19 protein-coding genes are annotated in these 19337 nt (G+C 61.1%); 4 read left to right on the top strand and 15 right to left on the bottom strand.

Features of this window, described 5'->3' with window-relative positions; translation table 11 throughout:
* Window positions 1-155: 155 nt before the first annotated feature.
* The 8 genes from ACZRMS_RS13945 to ACZRMS_RS13980 form a co-directional block, all read right to left on the bottom strand.
* The gene (locus ACZRMS_RS13945; protein ID WP_463995731.1) at window positions 156-1145 is read right to left on the bottom strand and encodes a septal ring lytic transglycosylase RlpA family protein; all 990 of its coding nucleotides are present in this window, start codon (window positions 1143-1145) and stop codon (window positions 156-158) included.
* Window positions 1145-2155, bottom strand: a complete 1011-nt coding sequence (gene mltB / locus ACZRMS_RS13950) for a lytic murein transglycosylase B (protein ID WP_463995732.1) — start codon at window positions 2153-2155, stop codon at window positions 1145-1147. The genes ACZRMS_RS13945 and mltB overlap by 1 nt, the downstream gene beginning before the upstream one ends.
* Window positions 2156-2172: 17 nt before the next feature.
* Window positions 2173-3276 carry a rod shape-determining protein RodA gene (gene rodA, locus ACZRMS_RS13955; RefSeq protein WP_463995785.1) on the bottom strand — a complete coding sequence of 368 codons (1104 nt, stop codon included), beginning with the start codon at window positions 3274-3276 and terminating at the stop codon, window positions 2173-2175.
* A 31-nt stretch (window positions 3277-3307) separates the two neighbouring features.
* Complete coding sequence (gene mrdA, locus ACZRMS_RS13960) at window positions 3308-5203, bottom strand: penicillin-binding protein 2 (protein WP_463995733.1); 1896 nt, start codon at window positions 5201-5203, stop codon at window positions 3308-3310.
* Between the two features lie 13 nt (window positions 5204-5216).
* Window positions 5217-5684, bottom strand: coding sequence for a 23S rRNA (pseudouridine(1915)-N(3))-methyltransferase RlmH (gene rlmH / locus ACZRMS_RS13965; protein WP_003444191.1), 468 nt, complete (start codon window positions 5682-5684; stop codon window positions 5217-5219).
* Between the two features lie 9 nt (window positions 5685-5693).
* Window positions 5694-6188, bottom strand: a complete 495-nt coding sequence (gene rsfS / locus ACZRMS_RS13970) for a ribosome silencing factor (protein WP_463995734.1) — start codon at window positions 6186-6188, stop codon at window positions 5694-5696.
* A gap of 70 nt (window positions 6189-6258) precedes the next feature.
* Window positions 6259-6981: a nicotinate-nucleotide adenylyltransferase gene (gene nadD / locus ACZRMS_RS13975; protein WP_463995735.1), complete on the bottom strand. Its 723-nt coding sequence runs from the start codon at window positions 6979-6981 to the stop codon at window positions 6259-6261.
* Window positions 6950-8221, bottom strand: coding sequence for a glutamate-5-semialdehyde dehydrogenase (locus ACZRMS_RS13980; RefSeq protein WP_463995736.1), 1272 nt, complete (start codon window positions 8219-8221; stop codon window positions 6950-6952). The genes nadD and ACZRMS_RS13980 overlap by 32 nt, the downstream gene beginning before the upstream one ends.
* 176 nt (window positions 8222-8397) lie before the next feature.
* On the opposite strand from ACZRMS_RS13980, the gene ACZRMS_RS13985 reads away from it, so the two are divergent.
* Window positions 8398-9120 (top strand): DNA-3-methyladenine glycosylase, encoded by a 723-nt coding sequence (locus ACZRMS_RS13985; protein WP_463995786.1) that lies wholly within the window; start codon window positions 8398-8400, stop codon window positions 9118-9120.
* A gap of 3 nt (window positions 9121-9123) precedes the next feature.
* Entirely contained in the window at window positions 9124-10440 is a 1317-nt protein-coding gene (locus ACZRMS_RS13990; protein ID WP_463995737.1) for a bifunctional DedA family/phosphatase PAP2 family protein, read from the top strand.
* A gap of 21 nt (window positions 10441-10461) precedes the next feature.
* Here ACZRMS_RS13990 and ACZRMS_RS13995 read toward each other — a convergent pair whose 3' ends face one another.
* Genes ACZRMS_RS13995 through ACZRMS_RS14005 form a run of 3 tightly spaced genes read right to left on the bottom strand, consistent with a single transcriptional unit; the run spans window position 10462 to window position 12138 of the window.
* Window positions 10462-11052: an LON peptidase substrate-binding domain-containing protein gene (locus tag ACZRMS_RS13995; RefSeq protein WP_463995738.1), complete on the bottom strand. Its 591-nt coding sequence runs from the start codon at window positions 11050-11052 to the stop codon at window positions 10462-10464.
* A 10-nt stretch (window positions 11053-11062) separates the two neighbouring features.
* Entirely contained in the window at window positions 11063-11779 is a 717-nt protein-coding gene (locus tag ACZRMS_RS14000) for an LrgB family protein (RefSeq protein ID WP_463995739.1), read from the bottom strand.
* A complete protein-coding gene (locus tag ACZRMS_RS14005; RefSeq protein WP_463995740.1) occupies window positions 11776-12138 on the bottom strand; it encodes a CidA/LrgA family protein in 363 nt (120 codons plus the stop codon). The genes ACZRMS_RS14000 and ACZRMS_RS14005 overlap by 4 nt, the downstream gene beginning before the upstream one ends.
* Before the next feature lie 185 nt (window positions 12139-12323).
* Between ACZRMS_RS14005 and ACZRMS_RS14010 the strand changes: the two genes are divergently transcribed.
* On the top strand, window positions 12324-14006 hold the full coding sequence (locus tag ACZRMS_RS14010; protein WP_463995741.1) for a C13 family peptidase: 1683 nt from the start codon (window positions 12324-12326) through the stop codon (window positions 14004-14006).
* A 49-nt stretch (window positions 14007-14055) separates the two neighbouring features.
* A complete protein-coding gene (locus ACZRMS_RS14015; protein ID WP_463995742.1) occupies window positions 14056-14697 on the top strand; it encodes an oxidoreductase in 642 nt (213 codons plus the stop codon).
* 15 nt (window positions 14698-14712) lie between these two features.
* On the opposite strand, the gene ACZRMS_RS14020 is transcribed toward ACZRMS_RS14015, so the two are convergent.
* The 4 genes from ACZRMS_RS14020 to ACZRMS_RS14035 all read right to left on the bottom strand — a co-directional run bounded on the left by ACZRMS_RS14020 (window position 14713) and on the right by ACZRMS_RS14035 (window position 19025).
* Complete coding sequence (locus ACZRMS_RS14020; RefSeq protein WP_463995743.1) at window positions 14713-15000, bottom strand: YceK/YidQ family lipoprotein; 288 nt, start codon at window positions 14998-15000, stop codon at window positions 14713-14715.
* Window positions 14993-15622: a flavin prenyltransferase UbiX gene (gene ubiX / locus ACZRMS_RS14025; RefSeq protein ID WP_463995744.1), complete on the bottom strand. Its 630-nt coding sequence runs from the start codon at window positions 15620-15622 to the stop codon at window positions 14993-14995. Before ubiX ends, ACZRMS_RS14020 begins: the two co-directional genes overlap by 8 nt.
* Entirely contained in the window at window positions 15619-16968 is a 1350-nt protein-coding gene (mpl, locus tag ACZRMS_RS14030; protein WP_463995745.1) for a UDP-N-acetylmuramate:L-alanyl-gamma-D-glutamyl-meso-diaminopimelate ligase, read from the bottom strand. The genes ubiX and mpl overlap by 4 nt, the downstream gene beginning before the upstream one ends.
* A 170-nt stretch (window positions 16969-17138) precedes the next feature.
* Window positions 17139-19025, bottom strand: a complete 1887-nt coding sequence (locus ACZRMS_RS14035) for a sigma-54-dependent Fis family transcriptional regulator (RefSeq protein ID WP_463995746.1) — start codon at window positions 19023-19025, stop codon at window positions 17139-17141.
* Between the last annotated feature and the right edge of the window lie 312 nt (window positions 19026-19337).

Here is a 19337-nt window from a genome sequence, read left to right on the forward strand (position 1 = left end):
TGGAAACTTGCCCTCACGGGCAAAACTGTACAGGCAGTTCTCTGACTGGCTGCCGCGTATTCAGTTGCAGGCCCGCCCCTCGAAGGGCTTTTATTCTTGACCGCTGCAACTGCGTTTGGGCCCCGAACGCTCAAGGCCCAACGCTTTGACAGGTGTTACTGATCCGATGTCACAACGCTCGGCTGGCCCAGATTGGCCTGACGCACGCTGCTTTGCATCTGCTGTACCTCGCCCGCCGAGGCAATAGGCCCCAGGCGTACGCGGTGCAAGGTTTGCTGATTGCGCACAATCGAGCTGATAAATACGGGAGCGCTGACCATGCCACTGAGTTTGGAGCGAAGCAACTCGGCAGCGTCCGGATTGGCAAAAGCACCTACCTGCAAATACGTACCCTGGCCCTTGGCCATAGGGCTGACCGGTACGACATCGGCAGCATGCTGCTGGGCCGGCGGCGTCCATTGTTCAATCTTGCCGGTGGCCACGTTAGGGCCGGGGGCGCTCTGAGCCACTTTCGGCTCATTGAGCATCAACGGTGCCGGACGACCGCGCTGGGCCCACCAGGCCTGCGGATCGATACCTTCAACCTTCACCCGGGCCGTGCCGGTCTCGGCATAGCCCAGCTTTTTGGCAGCTGCGTAGGACAGGTCGATAATTCGGTCCGAATAGAACGGGCCGCGGTCGTTAACCCGCAGGACAACGACCTTGCCGTTATCGAGGTTGGTGACTTTGACGTAGCTGGGCAACGGCAGGGTTTTATGCGCCGCGCTCATGCCATACAGGTCATACACTTCGCCGTTGGCGGTGTTCTGGCCGTGGAACTTGGTACCGTACCAGGACGCCGTGCCCGAGGCCACGTAGGTCTTGGACTCTTGCATCGGGAAGTAGGTCTTGCCCAGCACGGAGTACGGGCTGGCCTTGTAAGGGCCGCTGTGCAGGGTCGGCGTGGCATCCGGGATGCGCGACACGTCGACGTCCCACCACGGCGCGCCGTCCTTGTGCGCGCGGTTGATGTCCAGGCCCGGAGTCGAGCGAACAGCCGCCGTCTTTTGCTGCTGCGGGGGGGTGCTGGAACAGCTCGCAACCAGCAACGCGAGAACGGTGCAGGCAGTGAGCTTCAAAGGTGTGCGGATCGCTAGAAACGGCATTACTTGTTGCCCCGTGCTTGAACCAGCAGGTCGGACAGTTGATGCACTGCCATGGCGTACATCACGCTTCGGTTGTAGCGCGTGATCGCGTAAAAATTCTTCAGGCCCATCCAGTATTCAGGGCCATCGGCGCCTTCCAGACGGAACGCCGTAACCGGCATGTCGTCACGCAGCGCATCATGACTCGACCACCCCAGCGCTCGCAACTCCCCGACGGTCTTGACCGGTTCGATGCCCTGGGTCAGGCCTTCATCGACCCGATCGCCCCGCGCATCGGCACGGATAACCACCGGCTCGCCGGCTACCCAGCCATGACGCTTGAAGTAGCTGGCGACACTGCCAATGGCATCGTCCGGGTTGCTCCAGATATTGATGTGGCCATCACCGTCGAAGTCCACCGCATAGGCGCGAAAGCTGCTCGGCATAAACTGCGGCAACCCCATAGCCCCGGCATAGGAGCCCTTGAGCGTCAGCGGGTCGACTTGCTCTTCACGGGTCAGCAGCAGGAACTCACGCAGTTCCTTGCGGAAAAACTCGGCACGCGGCGGGTAATCGAAACCCAGGGTCGACAGCGCATCGATCACCCGGTAATTGCCAGTGTTGCGGCCGTAAAAGGTTTCGACGCCGATGATCGACACAATCACCTGGGCCGGTACCCCGTATTCCTGCTCGGCGCGGGCCAGCACGGCCTCGTGTTCACGCCAGAAGTCGACACCACGGGCTACCCGGGCATCGGTCAGGAACATCGGGCCGTACTCTTTCCACTGCTTGACGCGTTCGGCCGGGCGCGAGATCGCATCGAGAATGCTCTGCTTGCGCTCGGCCTCGCGGAACACGCCCATCAGTTGCTCGCCGGCGAAACCGTAGTCGCGGGTCATTTCACCGACGAACTCAGCCACCTGGGGCGAACCTTCGTAGTCGCCGGCCACCGCGCCCTGCGCTGCCCCGAACAGACCCAGCAGGCCTACCCATGGCGCGTATCGAGCGGCCCAGCCACGCATTGCTTGCATTGAATAATTCACCTTAATCAAACTTGTGCGATCCACTTGCGATGCGTGTGAATCGACATCAAAACCCCAAACGCTGAAAGCAGCGTCACGAGCGAAGTACCGCCGTAACTGATAAATGGCAATGGCACGCCTACTACGGGCAACAGGCCACTGACCATACCGATGTTGACGAAAACATAAACAAAAAACGTCATGGTCAGACTGCCTGCCAGCAATTTGCCGAACAGTGTCTGTGCCTGGGCGGTAATCACCAGGCCGCGACCAATCAACAGCAGGTAAATCAGCAGCAGTGCGCAAATGCCCACCAGGCCGAACTCTTCGCCCATCACCGCGATGATGAAGTCGGTGTGGCTTTCAGGCAGGAAGTCCAGGTGCGATTGGGTGCCCAGCAGCCAGCCCTTGCCAAACACCCCGCCCGAACCGATGGCGGCCTTGGACTGGATGATGTTCCAGCCGGTACCCAACGGATCGCTTTCCGGGTCGAGGAAGGTCAGTACGCGCTGCTTCTGGTAGTCGTGCATCACGAACATCCACATGGCAATCGCCACCGGCACCGCCGCGGCCAGCACGCTGAGGATCCAGCGCCAGCGCAAGCCACCCATGAACAGCACAAACGCGCCGCCCGCCAGTACCAGCAGCGCTGTACCCAGGTCAGGCTGGCGCACGATCAGGGCAAAGGGCACCCCGATCAGCATCAGGCTGACCGCCACATGCTTGAGCTGTGGCGGCAGGGTGCGCTTGGACAGGTACCAGGCAATGGTCGCCGGCATGAGGATTTTCATGAACTCCGAGGGCTGGAAGCGAATCACCCCCGGAATGTTGATCCAGCGCGTGGCGCCCATGGCGTTGTGGCCCATGACGTCCACCACCACCAGCAACATGACCCCGATCAAGTAACCGATTGGCACCCAGCGCGCCATAAAGCGCGGCTCAAGCTGGGCGATGATGAACATCGACACCAGCCCGATCCCGAAAGATGTCGCCTGTTTGCTCAGCAAGTCCCAGCTTTTGCCACTGGCCGAATACAGGACAAACAAACTGCCGGCCGCCAGGGTCAGCAGCAAAATCAGCAGCGGCCCATCGATGTGCAGACGCTGAAGCAGCGTGGCACGCCGACGCATCACGTCCTCGCTGGAGAGGATGCGGTCAAAATTACTTATCATTGGCCGGAGCCTCCGCCTTTGAAGGGCTGGCGTATTCGGGTTTGAGCTTGCCGTCTGCATCCAGCAACCAGGCATCCATGACCTTGCGCACCACCGGCGACGCCACCCGGCTACCGGCCTCGCCGTTTTCAATCATGACCGAGACCGTGATTTGCGGGTTGTTGGCCGGAGCAAAGCCGACGAACAAGGCGTGGTCACGGTGACGCTCCTGAACCTTGGAGCGGTCATACTTCTCGCCCTGCTTGATCGCCACCACCTGCGCGGTACCGCTCTTGCCGGCGATCAGGTATTGCGCGCCGACACCCGCCACACGGGCAGTACCCCGCGCGCCATGCACCACTTGCTGCATGCCGTGGTTGACCTTGGCCCAGTTGGACGGGTCGCGCAGCACGATATCGGGCATCGGGTCAGGATCAACCGGCGCCACCCCTTCAATGGTCTTGGCCAGATGCGGGCGTATCCACTTGCCTTTGCTGGCAATCAGCGCCGTGGCTTGCGCCAGCTGCAAAGGCGTGGACTGCATGTAACCCTGGCCGATCCCCAGAATCAGGGTTTCACCCGGGAACCAGGCCTGGCGCCGAGTGGCACGCTTCCACTCACGGGACGGCATCAGCCCTGCAGACTCTTCGAACATGTCGAGGGAGACTTTCTTGCCAATGCCGAACTGGTTCATGTAGGTCGACAGACGATCAATCCCCAGCTTGTGGGCCAGGTCATAAAAATAGGTGTCGTTGGAGCGCATGATTGCGGTGTCCAGATCGACGTAGCCATCACCGGTGCGGTTCCAGTTACGGTACTTGTGATCGTAATTGGGCAACTGGTAATAGCCGGGGTCATAAACCCGTGACGTGGCGCTGATCACGCCGCTGTCCAGGCCTGCAATGGCCACCGCAGGCTTGATGGTCGAGCCCGGTGGATACAGGCCGCGCAAGATGCGGTTGAACAACGGGCGGTCAATCGAATCACGCAGCTCGGCGTAAGCCTTGAAGCTGATGCCGGTCACAAACAGGTTGGGATCGAAGCTCGGCTGGCTGACCATGGCCAGCACTTCGCCCGTCATCGGGTCAAGTGCGACCACTGCGCCACGACGCCCTGCCAGGGCTTCTTCGGCCGCCTCTTGCAGCTTGATATCGAGGCTGAGCACGATGTCCTTGCCAGGGATCGGATCGGTGCGCTTGAGCACCCGCAATACCCGGCCCCGGGCATTGGTTTCGACTTCCTCGTAACCCACCTGGCCGTGCAGCTCGGCTTCATAGAAGCGTTCGATGCCCGTTTTGCCAATGTGATGGGTGCCGCTGTAGTTGACCGGATCGAGGGTTTTAAGCTCTTTTTCGTTGATCCGTCCCATATAACCCACCGAGTGCGCAAAATGCGCGCCTTGCGGGTAATGGCGTACCAACTGCGCAACTACCTCAACCCCGGGCAGACGGAACTGGTTCACGGCAATCCGGGCGATCTGTTCTTCATTAAGCTCAAACAGAATGGGCACCGGCTCAAATGGCCGCCGCCCCTGCTTTGTGCGTTTTTCGAACAGGGCACGATCTTCAGGCGTGAGCTCCAGCACCTCGACAATCACATCGAGTACTTGCTGCCAGTCCCCCGAACGTTCTCGGGTCATGGTCAGGCTGAAGCTGGGACGGTTGTCCGCGATCACCACACCATTACGGTCAAAAATCAAACCGCGGGTGGGCGGAATCGGCTGCACATGCACCCGGTTGTTTTCCGACAAGGTGGAGTGGTACTCGTACTGCACCACCTGCAGGAAATAAAGACGCGCGAGCAGCACACAAATCAGCACCACAACAACAATTGCGCCGACCACGACTCGTCCGCGCACAAGGCGTGAGTCTTTCTCGTGGTCTTTAAGGCGAATCGGCTGAGACATTCAGGGCGCTGAGCTATTTGTGATACGGGTGCCCGGACAACACTGTCCAGGCGCGATACAACTGCTCACCGATCAGAATCCTTACCAACGGGTGCGGCAACGTCAACGGCGACAGCGACCAGCGCTGGTCAGCGCGGGCGCAGACTTCCGGCGCCAGCCCTTCCGGGCCGCCGACCATAAAGTTCACCGTGCGCGAGTCCAGGCGCCAGCGATCGAGTTCAACCGCCAACTGCTCGGTACTCCACGGCTTGCCGTGCACTTCGAGGGTGACGATCCGCTCGCCCGGGCCGACTTTGGCCAGCATGGCCTCGCCTTCCTGACGGATGAATCGAGCCACGTCGGCATTCTTGCCACGGGTGTTGAGCGGTATTTCCACCAGTTCAAGCGCCAGCTCGGATGGCAGACGCTTGGCATATTCATGCCAGCCTTCTTCCACCCACTTGGGCATACGCGAACCGACAGCGATCAAACGCAGGCGCACAGCGAACCCTTACTCTTGGTCTTTGTTGAGCTTCAGGAAATGCTCATGGGTGTTTTCCGGGCTGTGGTGAGCAGCGCTGCCAGCACGGCTCTGTTCAGCACCGGCCCACAGGCGTTCCAGGTCGTAGAACTGACGGGCGCTGGCGGTCATCATGTGAACGATCACGTCGTCCATGTCCAACAGTACCCAGTCGCTGTCGCCCTTGCCTTCTTCGCCCAGAGGCTTGACGCCCAGTGCCTTGACCGCTTCACGGATCTTGTCGAGCATCGCGCCGATCTGACGGTTGGACGTACCGGTGGCGATGATCATGAAGTCAGTGATGCTGTGCTTGTCACGAACGTCGATAACCTGGATATCCTGGGCCTTGACGTCTTCCAGAGCCGTTACAGCTACCTTGACCAGATCTTCACCCTTGAGGGGCTCGGCACTGTAGGTTTTTTCTGGCAGTGGGGCGCTTTTGAACGTGCCTTTGCGTTTTACTTTGCTTACATCTTTGTCAGTCATATAAAACTCGTTTTGCTCGTATGTTCGGGTATTTCAATACACGTCAATTCGCGCCTTGAAACACGCCTTTTTAGTTCGACGCACGGTAAAGCCCGTGCGCATCGATGTAGGCCAGGACCGCGTCGGGCACCAGGTAACGTACCGACTTACCGCTGGCCAGCAGTTGACGGATCTGGGTGGCGGATACCGCGAGCGGCGTCTGCCAAACGAATGCAATCTGTCCGCTTGCCCCCTTCAGGGCCTGCGGGTCGCTTACCGAGCGCGCTGCCAGCAGGTTGCGCAAGGCATCCGGCGGTTCGCTGTCGGCATCCGGGCGCTGTAGCACCAGGATATGGCAATGCTGGAGCAACTCTTCCCAGCGATGCCAGGTGGGCAGGCCGCAAAAAGCGTCCCAGCCCAACAGTAAAAACAACTGGTCATCCGCGGCCATCTCGGCCCGCATCAGTTCCAGCGTATCGATCGTGTAGGACGGCTTGTCCCGTTGCAGCTCCCGGGCGTCCACCACTAGCGTAGCCACTCCGGCGACAGCGCACTCGACCATCGCCAAACGGTCGATAGCCGAAACCTGGGGCTGGTCGCGGTGGGGCGGTCTGGCGTTGGGGGTCAGACGCAGCTCGTCGAGCTCCATCATCTCCGCCACTTCAAGCCCGCCGCGCAAATGCCCGATATGCACCGGATCGAAGGTTCCGCCCAATACGCCTATGCGTCGGGGTAACGCTTCGATTATCGGTGCCAGCACTGACCTTTTATGGACCACCAAGTCAGACTGGCTCCTGGCCACGCAGCTGGCCATCACCAACCACGATGTACTTCTCGCAGGTCAGACCTTCGAGACCGACCGGGCCGCGGGCGTGCAGCTTATCAGTAGAAATGCCAATCTCCGCACCCAATCCGTATTCAAATCCATCGGCAAAGCAGGTTGGTGTGTTGAGCATCACGGAACTGGAGTCCACTTCGGCCATAAAACGCCGGGCATCACCCTGATGTTCGGTCACGATCGAGTCGGTGTGATGGGAGCCATAGTGATTGATGTGCTCAATCGCCTGGTCCAGCCCGTCGACAATGCGAATCGACAAAATCGCGTCCAGATATTCGGTATTCCAGTCTTCTTCGCTCGCCGCCAGCGCATCAATCAGCGCCCGGGTGCGTTCACAGCCACGCAGTTCGACGCCCTTGGCGCGAAATTGTTCGGCCATTGCCGGCAAAAACTGCGCTGCCACGGCCTGATCCACCAGCAAGGTTTCCATCGCCCCGCAAATGCCATAACGGTAGGTCTTGGCGTTGAAAGCAATGCGCTGGGCCTTGGCCAGGTCGGCCTGAGCACTGACGTACACATGGCAAATGCCGTCCAGATGCTTGATTACTGGCACCTTGGCGTCACGGCTGACACGTTCGATCAGACCTTTGCCGCCGCGAGGCACGATCACGTCGACGTACTCGGGCATGGTGATCAGCGCGCCCACGGCAGCACGATCGGTCACTTCAACCACTTGCACCACGGCTGGCGGCAGCCCGGCCTCGGCCAGACCTCGCTGAATGCAGACCGCAATGGCACGGTTGGAGTGAATGGCCTCGGAGCCACCACGCAGAATCGTCGCATTACCTGACTTCAAGCACAGGCTGGCAGCATCGATGGTCACGTTCGGACGCGACTCATAGATGATCCCTACCACGCCCAGCGGCACGCGCATCTTGCCTACCTGAATACCCGAGGGCCGGTAGCTCATGTCGCGGATCGCGCCGATGGGGTCTGGCAGGCTTGCCACCTGACGCAAACCGACAATCATGCTGTCGATGCGTGCAGGGGTCAGCGCCAGGCGCTCCAGCATGGCCGGTTCAAGGCCGTTGGCCCGGCCGGCGGCCAGATCCAGCTCGTTGGCAGCAACCAGCTCCTGACGAGCAGCATCCAGGGCAGCAGCAGCGCCGTGCAGGGCACGGTTTTTCTGCGCCGTACTGGCACGGCCAATCACGCGGGAGGCTTCGCGAGCAGCGCGACCCAGGCGGGTCATGTAGTCAAGAACGGACTCAGTCATGGTCTCAAGGGTCTTGGCAGGGAGGAAAGCGGCCGATTATAGCGGTCCAGCCGCCTTACGCACAGCGGTGGCAGGCGGATGGTCGAAATGGACTACAAATACACGGCGTTCAGCCCCGATTAAGCATGACTTGCTATGATCGGAGCCTTTTCAGCCACCCACTGACCGCTCTGAAAATGCCAATGATGCTGCCTGATGCCTTTTTTGACCGCGACGCCCAGCTGCTTGCTCGCGAATTATTGGGCAAGGTCATTCGCCATCGGGTCAACGGCCTGTGGCTCAGCGCACGAATCATAGAAACCGAAGCCTATTACATCGCCGACAAGGGCAGCCACGCTTCGCTGGGCTACACCGAAAAGCGCAGGGCGTTGTTTCTCGATGGCGGACACATCTATATGTATTACGCCCGGGGCGGCGATTCGCTGAACTTCAGTGCTCACGGCCCCGGCAATGCCGTGCTGATCAAATCGGCCGCCCCGTGGCTGGACGAGCTGTCGGGCCCCGACAGTCTGGCGCAGATGCAGCTCAACAACCCCGATGCCCAAGGCAACCCGCGCCCCGTGCAAAGGCTCTGCGCAGGGCAAACCTTGCTGTGCAAGGCGCTCGGCCTGAAAGTGCGCGATTGGGATGCCAAATGTTTCGACCCCGAACGTTTATGGGTCGATGACGTCAGAGAACAACCTTCGCAGATCATCCAGACCACTCGCCTAGGCATACCTCACGGGCGGGATGAACACTTGATGTATCGCTTTGTCGACGCTGGCTACGTGGCGTCCTGCACCCGCAATCCGCTGCGTCGCGGCCAGGTTGAGGGGCGGGACTACATCGTTCTGCAGGAGGGGGAGCTCCCGCAAGAAAACGGCTCCCACAAAAAACTTAAAAGCGAACAAGGAAACTGAAACATGGGCCCATGGCTCGATAGCGTAACCGGCTGGCTGACAGCCAACCCGCAATGGCTGGGCCTGGCGGTGTTTATTGTGGCGTGCGTGGAGTGCCTGGCGATTGCCGGGATTATCGTTCCCGGTACCGTGCTGCTGTTTGCAATTGCCGTCATGGCTGGTAGCGGAGCGCTATCACTGGGCGAAACGCTGCTGCTGGGGTTTCTCGGCGGACTGCTGGGTGACATGGTGTCCTATGCCCTGGGCAGACGCTTCCACCAGAATATTCGCCGCCTGCCCCTCTTGCGCACGCATCCTGAATGGATGAACGGTGCCGAGAGTTATTTCCATCGCTATGGCATCGCCAGCCTGCTGGTCGGCCGTTTTATCGGCCCGTTGCGCCCTATGCTGCCGATGGTGGCCGGGATGTGCGATATGCCGATCCCGCGTTTTATCGCGGTCAGCTTACTGGCCGGGGCCGGCTGGGCGGTGGCCTACCTGCTGCCGGGCTGGGCAACCGGCGCAGCCATTCGCTTGCCGCTGCCCGAAGGCTTTTGGCCCCAGGCGGCCATCGTTGCCGTTGGCCTCGCGGCCCTGCTTGGGCTGAGCATCAATGCCAGTATCCGCCGTCAGCCCAAAACCACGCTGATGATCGGCGCGTTGAGCCTGACCCTGTTGCTGGCCGTGTTTATCGGCTATCCGCATATGACGGCCTTCGACGAAGGCATCACTGCCCTGGTGCAAGAGCATCGCAGTAGTGTCATGGACAGCGCCGCCGTACTGGTCACGCAAATCGGCAACTTCCGCACGCAGTTTTTAGCGGCAGCGCTGGTGTGCGTCATTCTGCTGTTCACCAGACAATGGCGGGCAATGTGGTTCTTCGGCGGGGTCACGCTGTTTACGGCCCTGGCCAATACGGCGACCAAACACTTCTTCGCCCGGGTAAGGCCCGAAGTGCTGGTCGACCCGCTGACCAGCTACAGCATGCCCAGCGGCCACAGTTCCGGGGCGTTTGCTTTTTTTGTGGCGCTGGCGATTCTGGCCGGGCGCAATCAGCCGCAGCGCATGCGCGTTACCTGGGTACTGCTGGGGTGCTTGCTGGCCATCACCGTGGCGATGTCGCGGGTGTATCTGGGCGCTCACTGGCCAACCGACATCACGGCAGGCGCCCTGCTCGCCATCACCGTCAACGCATTCGCCCTGGGGCTGAGCCAGCGATACATGCCGCTGGAGCCGGTCCCGCAGAAAATCTGGTGGCTGATCCTGCCTTCAATTACCGCGCTGTATGGCTTTTTCATGCTGAGCCACTTGCCCAAGGAGCTGCTGCGCTACGCCTATTGAGCGGTAGCGCCACGCCTGAAATCAGTTGAACGCCTCGCCCTGGATTTCATCAAGCAGCACTTGAATCCCGTCCAGACGCTGCTGCGGGTCATCGACCTGCAGCAGTTCGATTTTGTCCTCCTCGGCAAAGGGCAACAGGTACGCCAGCTGGTTGGCCAATGATTGCTGCCCCACCACCTCGGTGCTCATGTTCAGGGCCGCAACCATCGGGTGCTCGGCCAGGGCCTTGAGCAGGGCCAGCAGGTCCTGGTCTTCTTCCTGCAGCGGCTGCTCGGGGACCTCATCCAGCCACTCGACTTGCGCGACCAGCAACTGGTCGCGCTGCACCTCGGTGCTCAGCACTTCAAAGCGGCGCCCGCCTTCAACCCGAATCCCCAGCAGCCCGTTGTCCTGGCGCTGAAAATCGCGGATCAAGGCTTCACAGCCGACCCGGGCAATGTCTTGCGGTGCATTGCCGACTTCACTGCCGTCCAGGATGCACACCACGCCAAAACCGGCCCCTTGCTTCATACAGCGGGCGATCATGTCCAGGTAACGCGCTTCAAAGACCTGCAGATCCAGCACACAACCCGGAAACAGCACAGTGCTCAAAGGAAACAACGCCAACGTCATATAGTCACCCTTACGCCACGAGGGTCACGGCCAACGGCAAGAATACTGCCGTGGCGACCCCCATCAGACTCATCGCCAACGCCGCAAAGGCGCCGCACTCTTCACTCTCTTGCAGGGCCACCGAAGTACCGACCGCATGCGCCGTCATGCCCAGCGCCATCCCGCGGGCCTCCGGGCTGTGAACCCCCAAAAGCCGCAGCAGGCCCGGCCCGCAAATGGCGCCGATCACCCCGGTAATCAACACGAATACCGCCGCCAGGGCAGCCACACCGCCAATCTGCTCGGCCACCAGCATGGCAATCGGCGAGGTAACGGACTTGGGTGCCAGGGTCATCAGCATCATGTGCTCTGCCCCGAACCACCACGCCAGGCCCACCACCAGCGCGGTGGCAAACACGCCGCCCACCACCAGCGTAGTAAAAATGGGCCAGAACAACTGGCGGATTCGCCGCAGGTTGAGGTACAGCGGCACCGCCAGCGCCACGGTCGCGGGCCCCAGCAGAATACTCAGGATGTCCGTACTTTTACGGTACTCGGCATAGCTCAGGCCGCAACCAAGCAGCACCCCGATCACCAGCAGCATCGAGGCCAGCACCGGTTGCAGGAAGATCCAGCGGGTTTTCTCGTACGCCGCCAGCACCAGTTGATAAGCGCCCAAGGTGATGCCGATGCCAAACAGCGGGTGGTGGATGACGGACTCCCAGGCGCCTTGCCATTGAAGACTCATGGCCGCTCCTCGGGGTGACTGTGACGCTTGAGCAGGCGCTGCATCAGCACGCCGACGAACGCCATCGAGATCAACAGCGACAACACCAGCGCCCCGGCAATGGCCCAAAAGTCAGCAGCAATATCGGTGGCATACACCATCACCCCCACGGCGGGCGGTACCAGCAGCAAGGGCAGATAACGCAGCAGGCTGCTGGCGGCCAGGCTCAATGGCTCGCTGACCTGGCCACGTACCATCAAAAAACCCAACAGCAGCAATAATCCGATAATGGGCCCGGGCAGCACGGGGACAAGCAAGTGATTGAGGGCGGTGCCAAGCAATTGAAACAGCACCAGCCAAGTCAGGCCGCGTAACAACATCTCACCTCTCCAGCGAATATTTTTGTGCCGCATTATAAGCACGTCCCAACCGCCACCGGCATTGCCAAACCTGGCGAGGCCTGGCACGCACCTCACATTGAATAAGTACCCATGTTTCATCCGGGCCCTATAGACAGCCTCTACTGCTACGGCATACTCGATGGCTTAATTATCCGGATCCCGTTATGCGCCCACTTGCCCCCCTAGCTTTGACCCTGCTGCTGACGGCCTGCGGTGACGGTGAATCACTGTTGCCACCCGACGCACGCCTGCCCGATGGCGGGCGCTACCGGGGCGAAGTGGTCAATGGGTTGCTGCAAGGCCAGGGCCGTATCGACTACCCCAACGGCAGCTGGTACGCCGGTGATTTCAAAAATGGCCTGTGGCACGGTCAGGGCGAATGGCACGCCAGCAATGGCGACGTCTATCGCGGAGGATTCGAGCAAGGTCTGTACAGCGGCCAGGGCAGCCTGACCACCCACGACAGCACCTATGTCGGCGGCTTCAAGCAAGGTCGACGCGAAGGCGAAGGCACGCTCAAAGAAGGCGGCATGAGCTATCGCGGCGAATTCAAGGATGACCAGTTCTCGGGCAACGGCCATCTTGAGCTGGAAGACGGCAGCCAGTACCAAGGCCAGTTTGCCCACGGCAAGCCCAATGGCGAAGGCCGGCGCAGCGATGCCAGCGGCAATGAGTTCAGCGGCCAGTTCGTCAATGGCGAACTGGAAGGCAACGGCATCTTCAACAGTGCCGACGGCGACCAGTACGAAGGTGCGTTCAAGCACAACCAGCTGAACGGCAAGGGCCGCTACGAGAATGCCGACGGCGATGTCTGGATCGGCGAGTTCAAGGACGGCGCATTAACCGGCAAGGGCGAGCTGATCGGCATCGACGGCAGCCACTACCGCGGCATGTTCAACGAATGGCGTTTCAACGGCCCCGGGCATTTGAGCCTCGCCGATGGCAGCACCTATGCCGGCGATTTCGCTGCCGACACCTATCACGGCCACGGCACCCTGACCTTGGCCGACGGCTCCGTCCAAAGCGGTTTCTGGCAGAACGGGCAACGAGTACGCGATGCCAGCGGTGCTTTATTGCCCGACCCGCTGGAGCTGGGGCTGCTCAACCAGGGCACGCTGCTCAACGAGGCACTGGCGGGCATCGCTGCGTCCACCCCGGCCATCGAACTGTACAGCCTGGTGCTGGCAGGCGACGGCAAGCAGAGCGTTTTCAAGCGCGAAGCCGATTACGTCAACAACATGCTCGCCAGCCGCTTTGGCAGCCACGGCCGGATCACGCTGGTGAACCACCGCGACCACCTGCTGGATCGCCCCATGGCCACTCGCGAGAACCTGCACCGTGCGGCCATTGCCCTGGCCGAACGTACCGGCCCCGAAGACCTGGTGTTCATCTACCTCACCAGCCACGGCACCCAGGAGCACGAACTGGTGCTGGACCAGCCCCGGCTGGAGCTGGCAGACCTGCCTGCCGACGAACTGGCCGCAGCCCTGGCACCGCTGAAGAACCGCAACAAGATCATCGTGATTTCGTCCTGCTACTCGGGCGGCTTCATCCCGGCACTCAAGGATGAAAAGACCCTGATCATGACCGCATCCAGCGCAGACAAGGTGTCTTTTGGCTGCTCCGAAGAAGCCGACTTCACCTACTTCGGCAATGCCTTGTTCGCACAGGCGCTTAACCAGACCGACGACCTGCAAAAAGCTTTCAAACTGGCCAGGCAGTACGTCGCCGAGCGCGAGCAGGCTGACGGCTATGACCCTTCAGAACCGCAAATCTGGGCACCCAAAGGCGTTCTGGCCCACTGGCAACGTTTACGTCAGCAACAAGCAAAACAGGCTTTGCAGTAAGCAAATAAGTCTGGAATGACTAAGCTGAATGTATCTGGGGAGAAACACTATGCACTTGACGCCTTCACACATCCTGCTTGCCGGAGCCACCGGCCTTACCGGTGAGCTGCTGCTCGACCGCTTGCTCAATGAGCCGACCATCAGCCGGGTCCTTGCCCCTTCGCGAAAGCCTTTGGCTGAGCATCCTCATCTGGAAAACCCGGTGGGCGACCCTGCCGTATTCCTGCCCCAGCTCAGTGGCCGGGTCGATGTAGCCTTCTGCTGCCTGGGTACGACGATCAAGCAGGCGGGCTCGGAAGCGGCATTCCGTGCAGTCGACCATGACATGGTGGTGGCCTTCGCCAGACGCGCACGGGAAATGGGCGCCCGACACCTGATCGTGGTCAGCGCCATTGGCGCCGACCCCAAATCCTCGGTGTTCTATAACCGGGTCAAAGGCGATATGGAGCAATCGGTGCGCGCCCAGAACTGGCCGCAACTGACCATCGCACGCCCTTCGCTGCTGCTCGGCGACCGCGTTGAACCGCGGCTGGCCGAACAAATCGCGGGGCCACTGTCCAAATTGATTCCGGGCAAATACCACGGCATCGAAGCCTGCCAACTGGCTCGGGCCCTCTGGCGCCTGGCGCTGGAAGAACAGGACGGCGTGCGGGTGATTGAATCGGATGAGTTGCGCAAGCTGGGCAAGTAAGCACCCAGCTGTCAGCTACAAGCCGCCACTGGCCTGAAACCCGACGCCGAGTACCGTCAGCACTGACAACGGCAACAACACCGTATCGAGCAACGCGCTGGCGGGCAGGTCAAGGCCGGGGTAGCGCGGCGCATCGGCGCCAAACCGGTCTTTGGCGCAACACCCGCCCTGCATGGCATACACATCCAGCCGAGTACCCGAGTAGACAACCGGCGCACCCGGCTTGGCGGCGTCCAGCGTGCGAACGCTGGCGCAACCACACACCAGCGCCGCCACCAGCAATGCCAGCAGCGCCTTACTCATCGCCGCCCACATGGTGTTCGCCCCAACGCGGGAGCATGTCCTGGGGGATGTTGAGCAGATTGAGAATGCGCGCCACCACAAAGTCCACCAGGTCATCGATGGTCTGCGGCTGATGATAGAACCCCGGGGACGCGGGCATGATGATCGCCCCCATATTCGACAACTTGAGCATGTTCTCCAGGTGGATGCTGGAATACGGCGCCTCACGCGGCACCAGGATCAGTTGGCGGCGCTCCTTGAGGGTCACGTCCGCAGCACGCTCCACCAGATTGTTGCAGGCGCCGGTGGCAATTGCCGACAACGTGCCGGTTGAGCAAGGCACCACCACCATCGCGGCAGGAGCTCCGGACCCCGAAGCCACTGGCGACATCCAGTCTTCCTTGCCATACACCCGAATCTGCCCGGCGGCAGCCCCGGTATATTCCGTCAGGAAAGTCTGCATCGCCTGAGGCTTGGCCGGCAGACTGACGTCAGTTTCGGTCGCCATCACCAGCTGTGCCGCCTTGGAAATCAGGAAGTGCACTTCGCGATCTTCACGTACCAGGCAGTCGAGCAGGCGCAACGCGTATTGCATGCCCGATGCGCCGGTCACCGCCAGCGTAATGCGTTCCGGGCCGCTCATTGCAGCGCTTCCGCCAGCTTGCCATGCAGCCCGCCGAAGCCGCCGTTGCTCATGATCACCACGTGTGTGCCAGGGGTCACGTGCGCTTTAACCTCGGCAATGATGGCCTCCAGCGAGTCGCAAACCTTGGTCGGCACAGGGCTTGGCGCCACAGTTGCCGCCAGGTCCCAACCCAGATTGGCCGGTGCGTACCAGACCACGTGATCGGCCTGGATCACGCTTTGCGGCAAGCCGTCACGGTGCGCGCCGAGCTTCATGGAATTGGAGCGCGGCTCAATAACGGCAATCAGCGGTGCGCCGCCGATGCGCTTGCGCAGACCATCAAGGGTGGTCGCAATCGCGGTCGGGTGGTGGGCAAAGTCGTCGTAGATCGTAATACCGTGGACTTCGGCGACCTTCTCCATGCGGCGCTTAACGCTTTTGAAGACGTTCAGGCCATCAATCGCCAGGCTCGGCACCACACCTACATGGCGGGCGGCGGCCAGGGTTGCCAGGGCGTTGGCCACGTTGTGCTGGCCGGTCATGTCCCACTCGACGGTACCTTGCACGGCGCCTTCAAACAGCACTTCAAAACGCGAGCCGTCTTCACTGAGCAAACGGGCTTGCCATTGGCCATCAGCACCGGTGGTTTGTACCGGGGTCCAGCAGCCCATTTCGATCACGCGCTGCAAGGCGGGCTCTGTGGTCGGATGAATGATCAGGCCTTCACTCGGAATAGTACGCACCAAGTGATGAAACTGCCGCTCGATCGCGGGCAGGTCCGGGAAGATGTCAGCGTGATCGAACTCAAGATTATTGAGGATCGCGGTGCGGGGGCGGTAATGCACGAATTTCGAACGTTTGTCGAAGAAGGCGCTGTCGTATTCATCGGCTTCAACCACAAAGAACGGCGTATCGCCCAGGCGGGCCGACACTGCAAAGTTTTGCGGCACACCGCCAATCAGGAAACCCGGGGCCATGCCCGCATGTTCCAGCACCCAGGCCAGCATGCTGCTGGTGGTGGTTTTGCCGTGGGTACCGGCCACGGCCAGTACCCAGCGGCCTTGCAGCACATGGTCGGCCAGCCATTGCGGGCCGGACACATAAGGCAGGCCTTTGTTGAGCACATACTCCACGGCAGGGTTACCGCGTGACAGGGCGTTGCCGATCACAACCACATCCGGCGCCGGGTCGAGCTGAGACGGGTCGTAACCCTGGGTCAGTTCAATACCCTGAGCTTGCAGCTGAGTGCTCATTGGCGGATAGACGTTAGCGTCGGAACCCGTGACATGATGGCCCAGCTCTTTGGCCAACACCGCCAGCGAACCCATGAAAGTGCCGCAAATACCAAGAATATGAATGTGCATAGTCGACCTCGTAAATCATCGGCGAAGGGTAGCCTAGAGGGCTGTATTTCGCACCTGATGTTTAGCCTGTACGTTTTGTGATTACTGGCTTGCCAGCGATGCTGAGGGCGAGGTGTTTCAGGCAAGCTGCGGGGATGCCATCGCCAGCAAGCTGGCCCCCGCAGCAGATGTCAGCGCTCGATCCCGTGCTTGCGCAGCTTTCTATAGAGGGTGTTGCGGCTAACACCCAACTGCTCGGCGGCATGGGTCATGTGCCAGCGGTGCAGTTCCAGCACACCCAGCAAGGCCGACTTTTCGGCATCTTCCAGCGGGCGCTCGGAAGGCTCCGGGGATCTGGACGGCGCCAGACGTATGTTGGCGGGCACGTCGTCGAACTCGATCGACCCGTCTTCACACAGTGCCGCCAGGGTGCGCAGCACATTGCGCAACTGGCGCACGTTACCCGGCCATGTGAAGTCCAGCAGTGCCTGACGCGCCGCAGCGCTGAGCACCACCTGTTGACCGGCGGCTTCTTCGGCCAGTAGAAAATCCAGCAACTGCGACTTGTCCGTACGCTCACGCAAGGCCGGCAGGCCGACTTCCAGACCGTTGAGCCGGTAATACAGATCCTCGCGAAAACTGCCGTCGGCCACCCGTTCCAGCAGGTTGCGGTGCGTGGCGCTGATGATCCGCACGTCAACCGCCAGCGGTTCGCCGCCAATTGGCACTACCAGACGGTCTTCCAGCACTCTTAACAGACGGGTTTGCAGCGCCAGCGGCATGTCGCCGATCTCGTCCAGGAACAAGGTGCCGCCATCGGCCTGTTGCAGCTTGCCCTGCATGCCCTCCTTGCGGGCCCCGGTAAAACTGCCGCCGCGATAACCGAACAGCTCGCTCTCGATCAGGCTCTCCGGGATGGACGCACAGTTGAGTGCCACAAAAGGTTTGCTGCTGCGCAAGCTGGCCTGATGCACGGCTTTGGCAAAGGCTTCCTTGCCGGAACCGGTTTCACCGTTGACCAACAGCGGCACATCGCGCTCAAACACCCGCAGCGCACGGCGAAAGTCCACTTGCAGGGCCTCGTCCCCCATGCAAATCCCGCTCAGGCGCGGGCGCGGCGGTGCAGGTTGTTCGGCGACCGGCGCCGGCGAGCGCCGTGGCTGGCCGCGCAACGCCGCAAACAGACGACGCCCATCGCGGGTACGCAGCGGCCAGGTGGTACTGGCCTGGGTGCTGGCCCGGGCGAAAAGGTCATCACGCGGGCAATCGAAAACGCTGTCGACCAACTGCCCGAGCAAACCACCGCGCACGTGGCCCAGCAGGTTCAGGGCACTCTGGTTGACCGCGCAAATGATCCCGTCCCCATCGAACGCCAGCATGCCCTCGCTGAACAGGCCGACCGATTGCGCCTGCAGATGAAAGCGCAGCAACCACTGGTTTTCAAAGTGCCCCAGGAAGTAGCTGTTCTCGATGATTTTGGCTGAAAGGTTGACCAGCGCCATGGTGTGAAACTGGCTCTGGCGCGACGTGTCATGGCGCGCCGAAGACACGTCGAGCACCGCCAGCAGCTCGCCCTGGGGGTCAAACACCGGGCTGGCCGAGCAGGTCAGCCCGGTGTGGCGACCGCGAAAGTGTTCGTCCTGATGGATGGTCAGCGCCTGACGCTCGACCAGGCAAGTACCGATCCCGTTGGTGCCCTCGCGAGCCTCGCTCCAGTCCGCCCCCAGCCACAACCCGGCCTGCTCGAACACCTTGCGCTCGGCCGGGGCGGTGACACAGTTGAGGATGACGCCCCGGGCATCGGTCAGCAGCACCGCGTGCCCGGCACCGGAGAGCTGCTGGTGCAGGCAGTTCATTTCGTGCCCGGCGATTTTCAGCACCTGCTGCAAACGCTCGCGCCCTTCGAGAATACGACCCTGTTCAAGCACGGTCGGAGCGATGGTTTGCGCAGGATCGAGGTGGTAGTCCTCAAGGCAGCGTTGCCAGGAACGAACGATGGACGGGTCACACCCTTGAGGGTGGCCCTGGGTGACATCAATGACTTGCCGTGCGTGACGACTCAAATCGGTGCTGTGCATTTCTTATTGTTCTCCGCTCTGTCGGTGGTCTGGCGCTCGACAGAGGCAAACAACCTCAGCGGCAACACAGATCCGGTCCAAACCGAACGCCCAGCATCCTCTTGCATACAGGCCATTGCAATCGCGAACTGACTCACCGGTCATCGGCCGTATCGCTTTTGGCACAAACTGTCACGTCCACTGTGTCAGTACTGCCACAGCCGCCCTGCACCGCCCCCTGCAAAAGACCCTGAAAGCCTCTGTTTACAAGGGCTCTGACAATTTGGCCCGACCCTTGCTCCAGCTTGTGTCAGCGCCACAGCGCGTCCTCCC

It is taken from the genome of Pseudomonas sp. B424 (assembly GCF_055408345.1).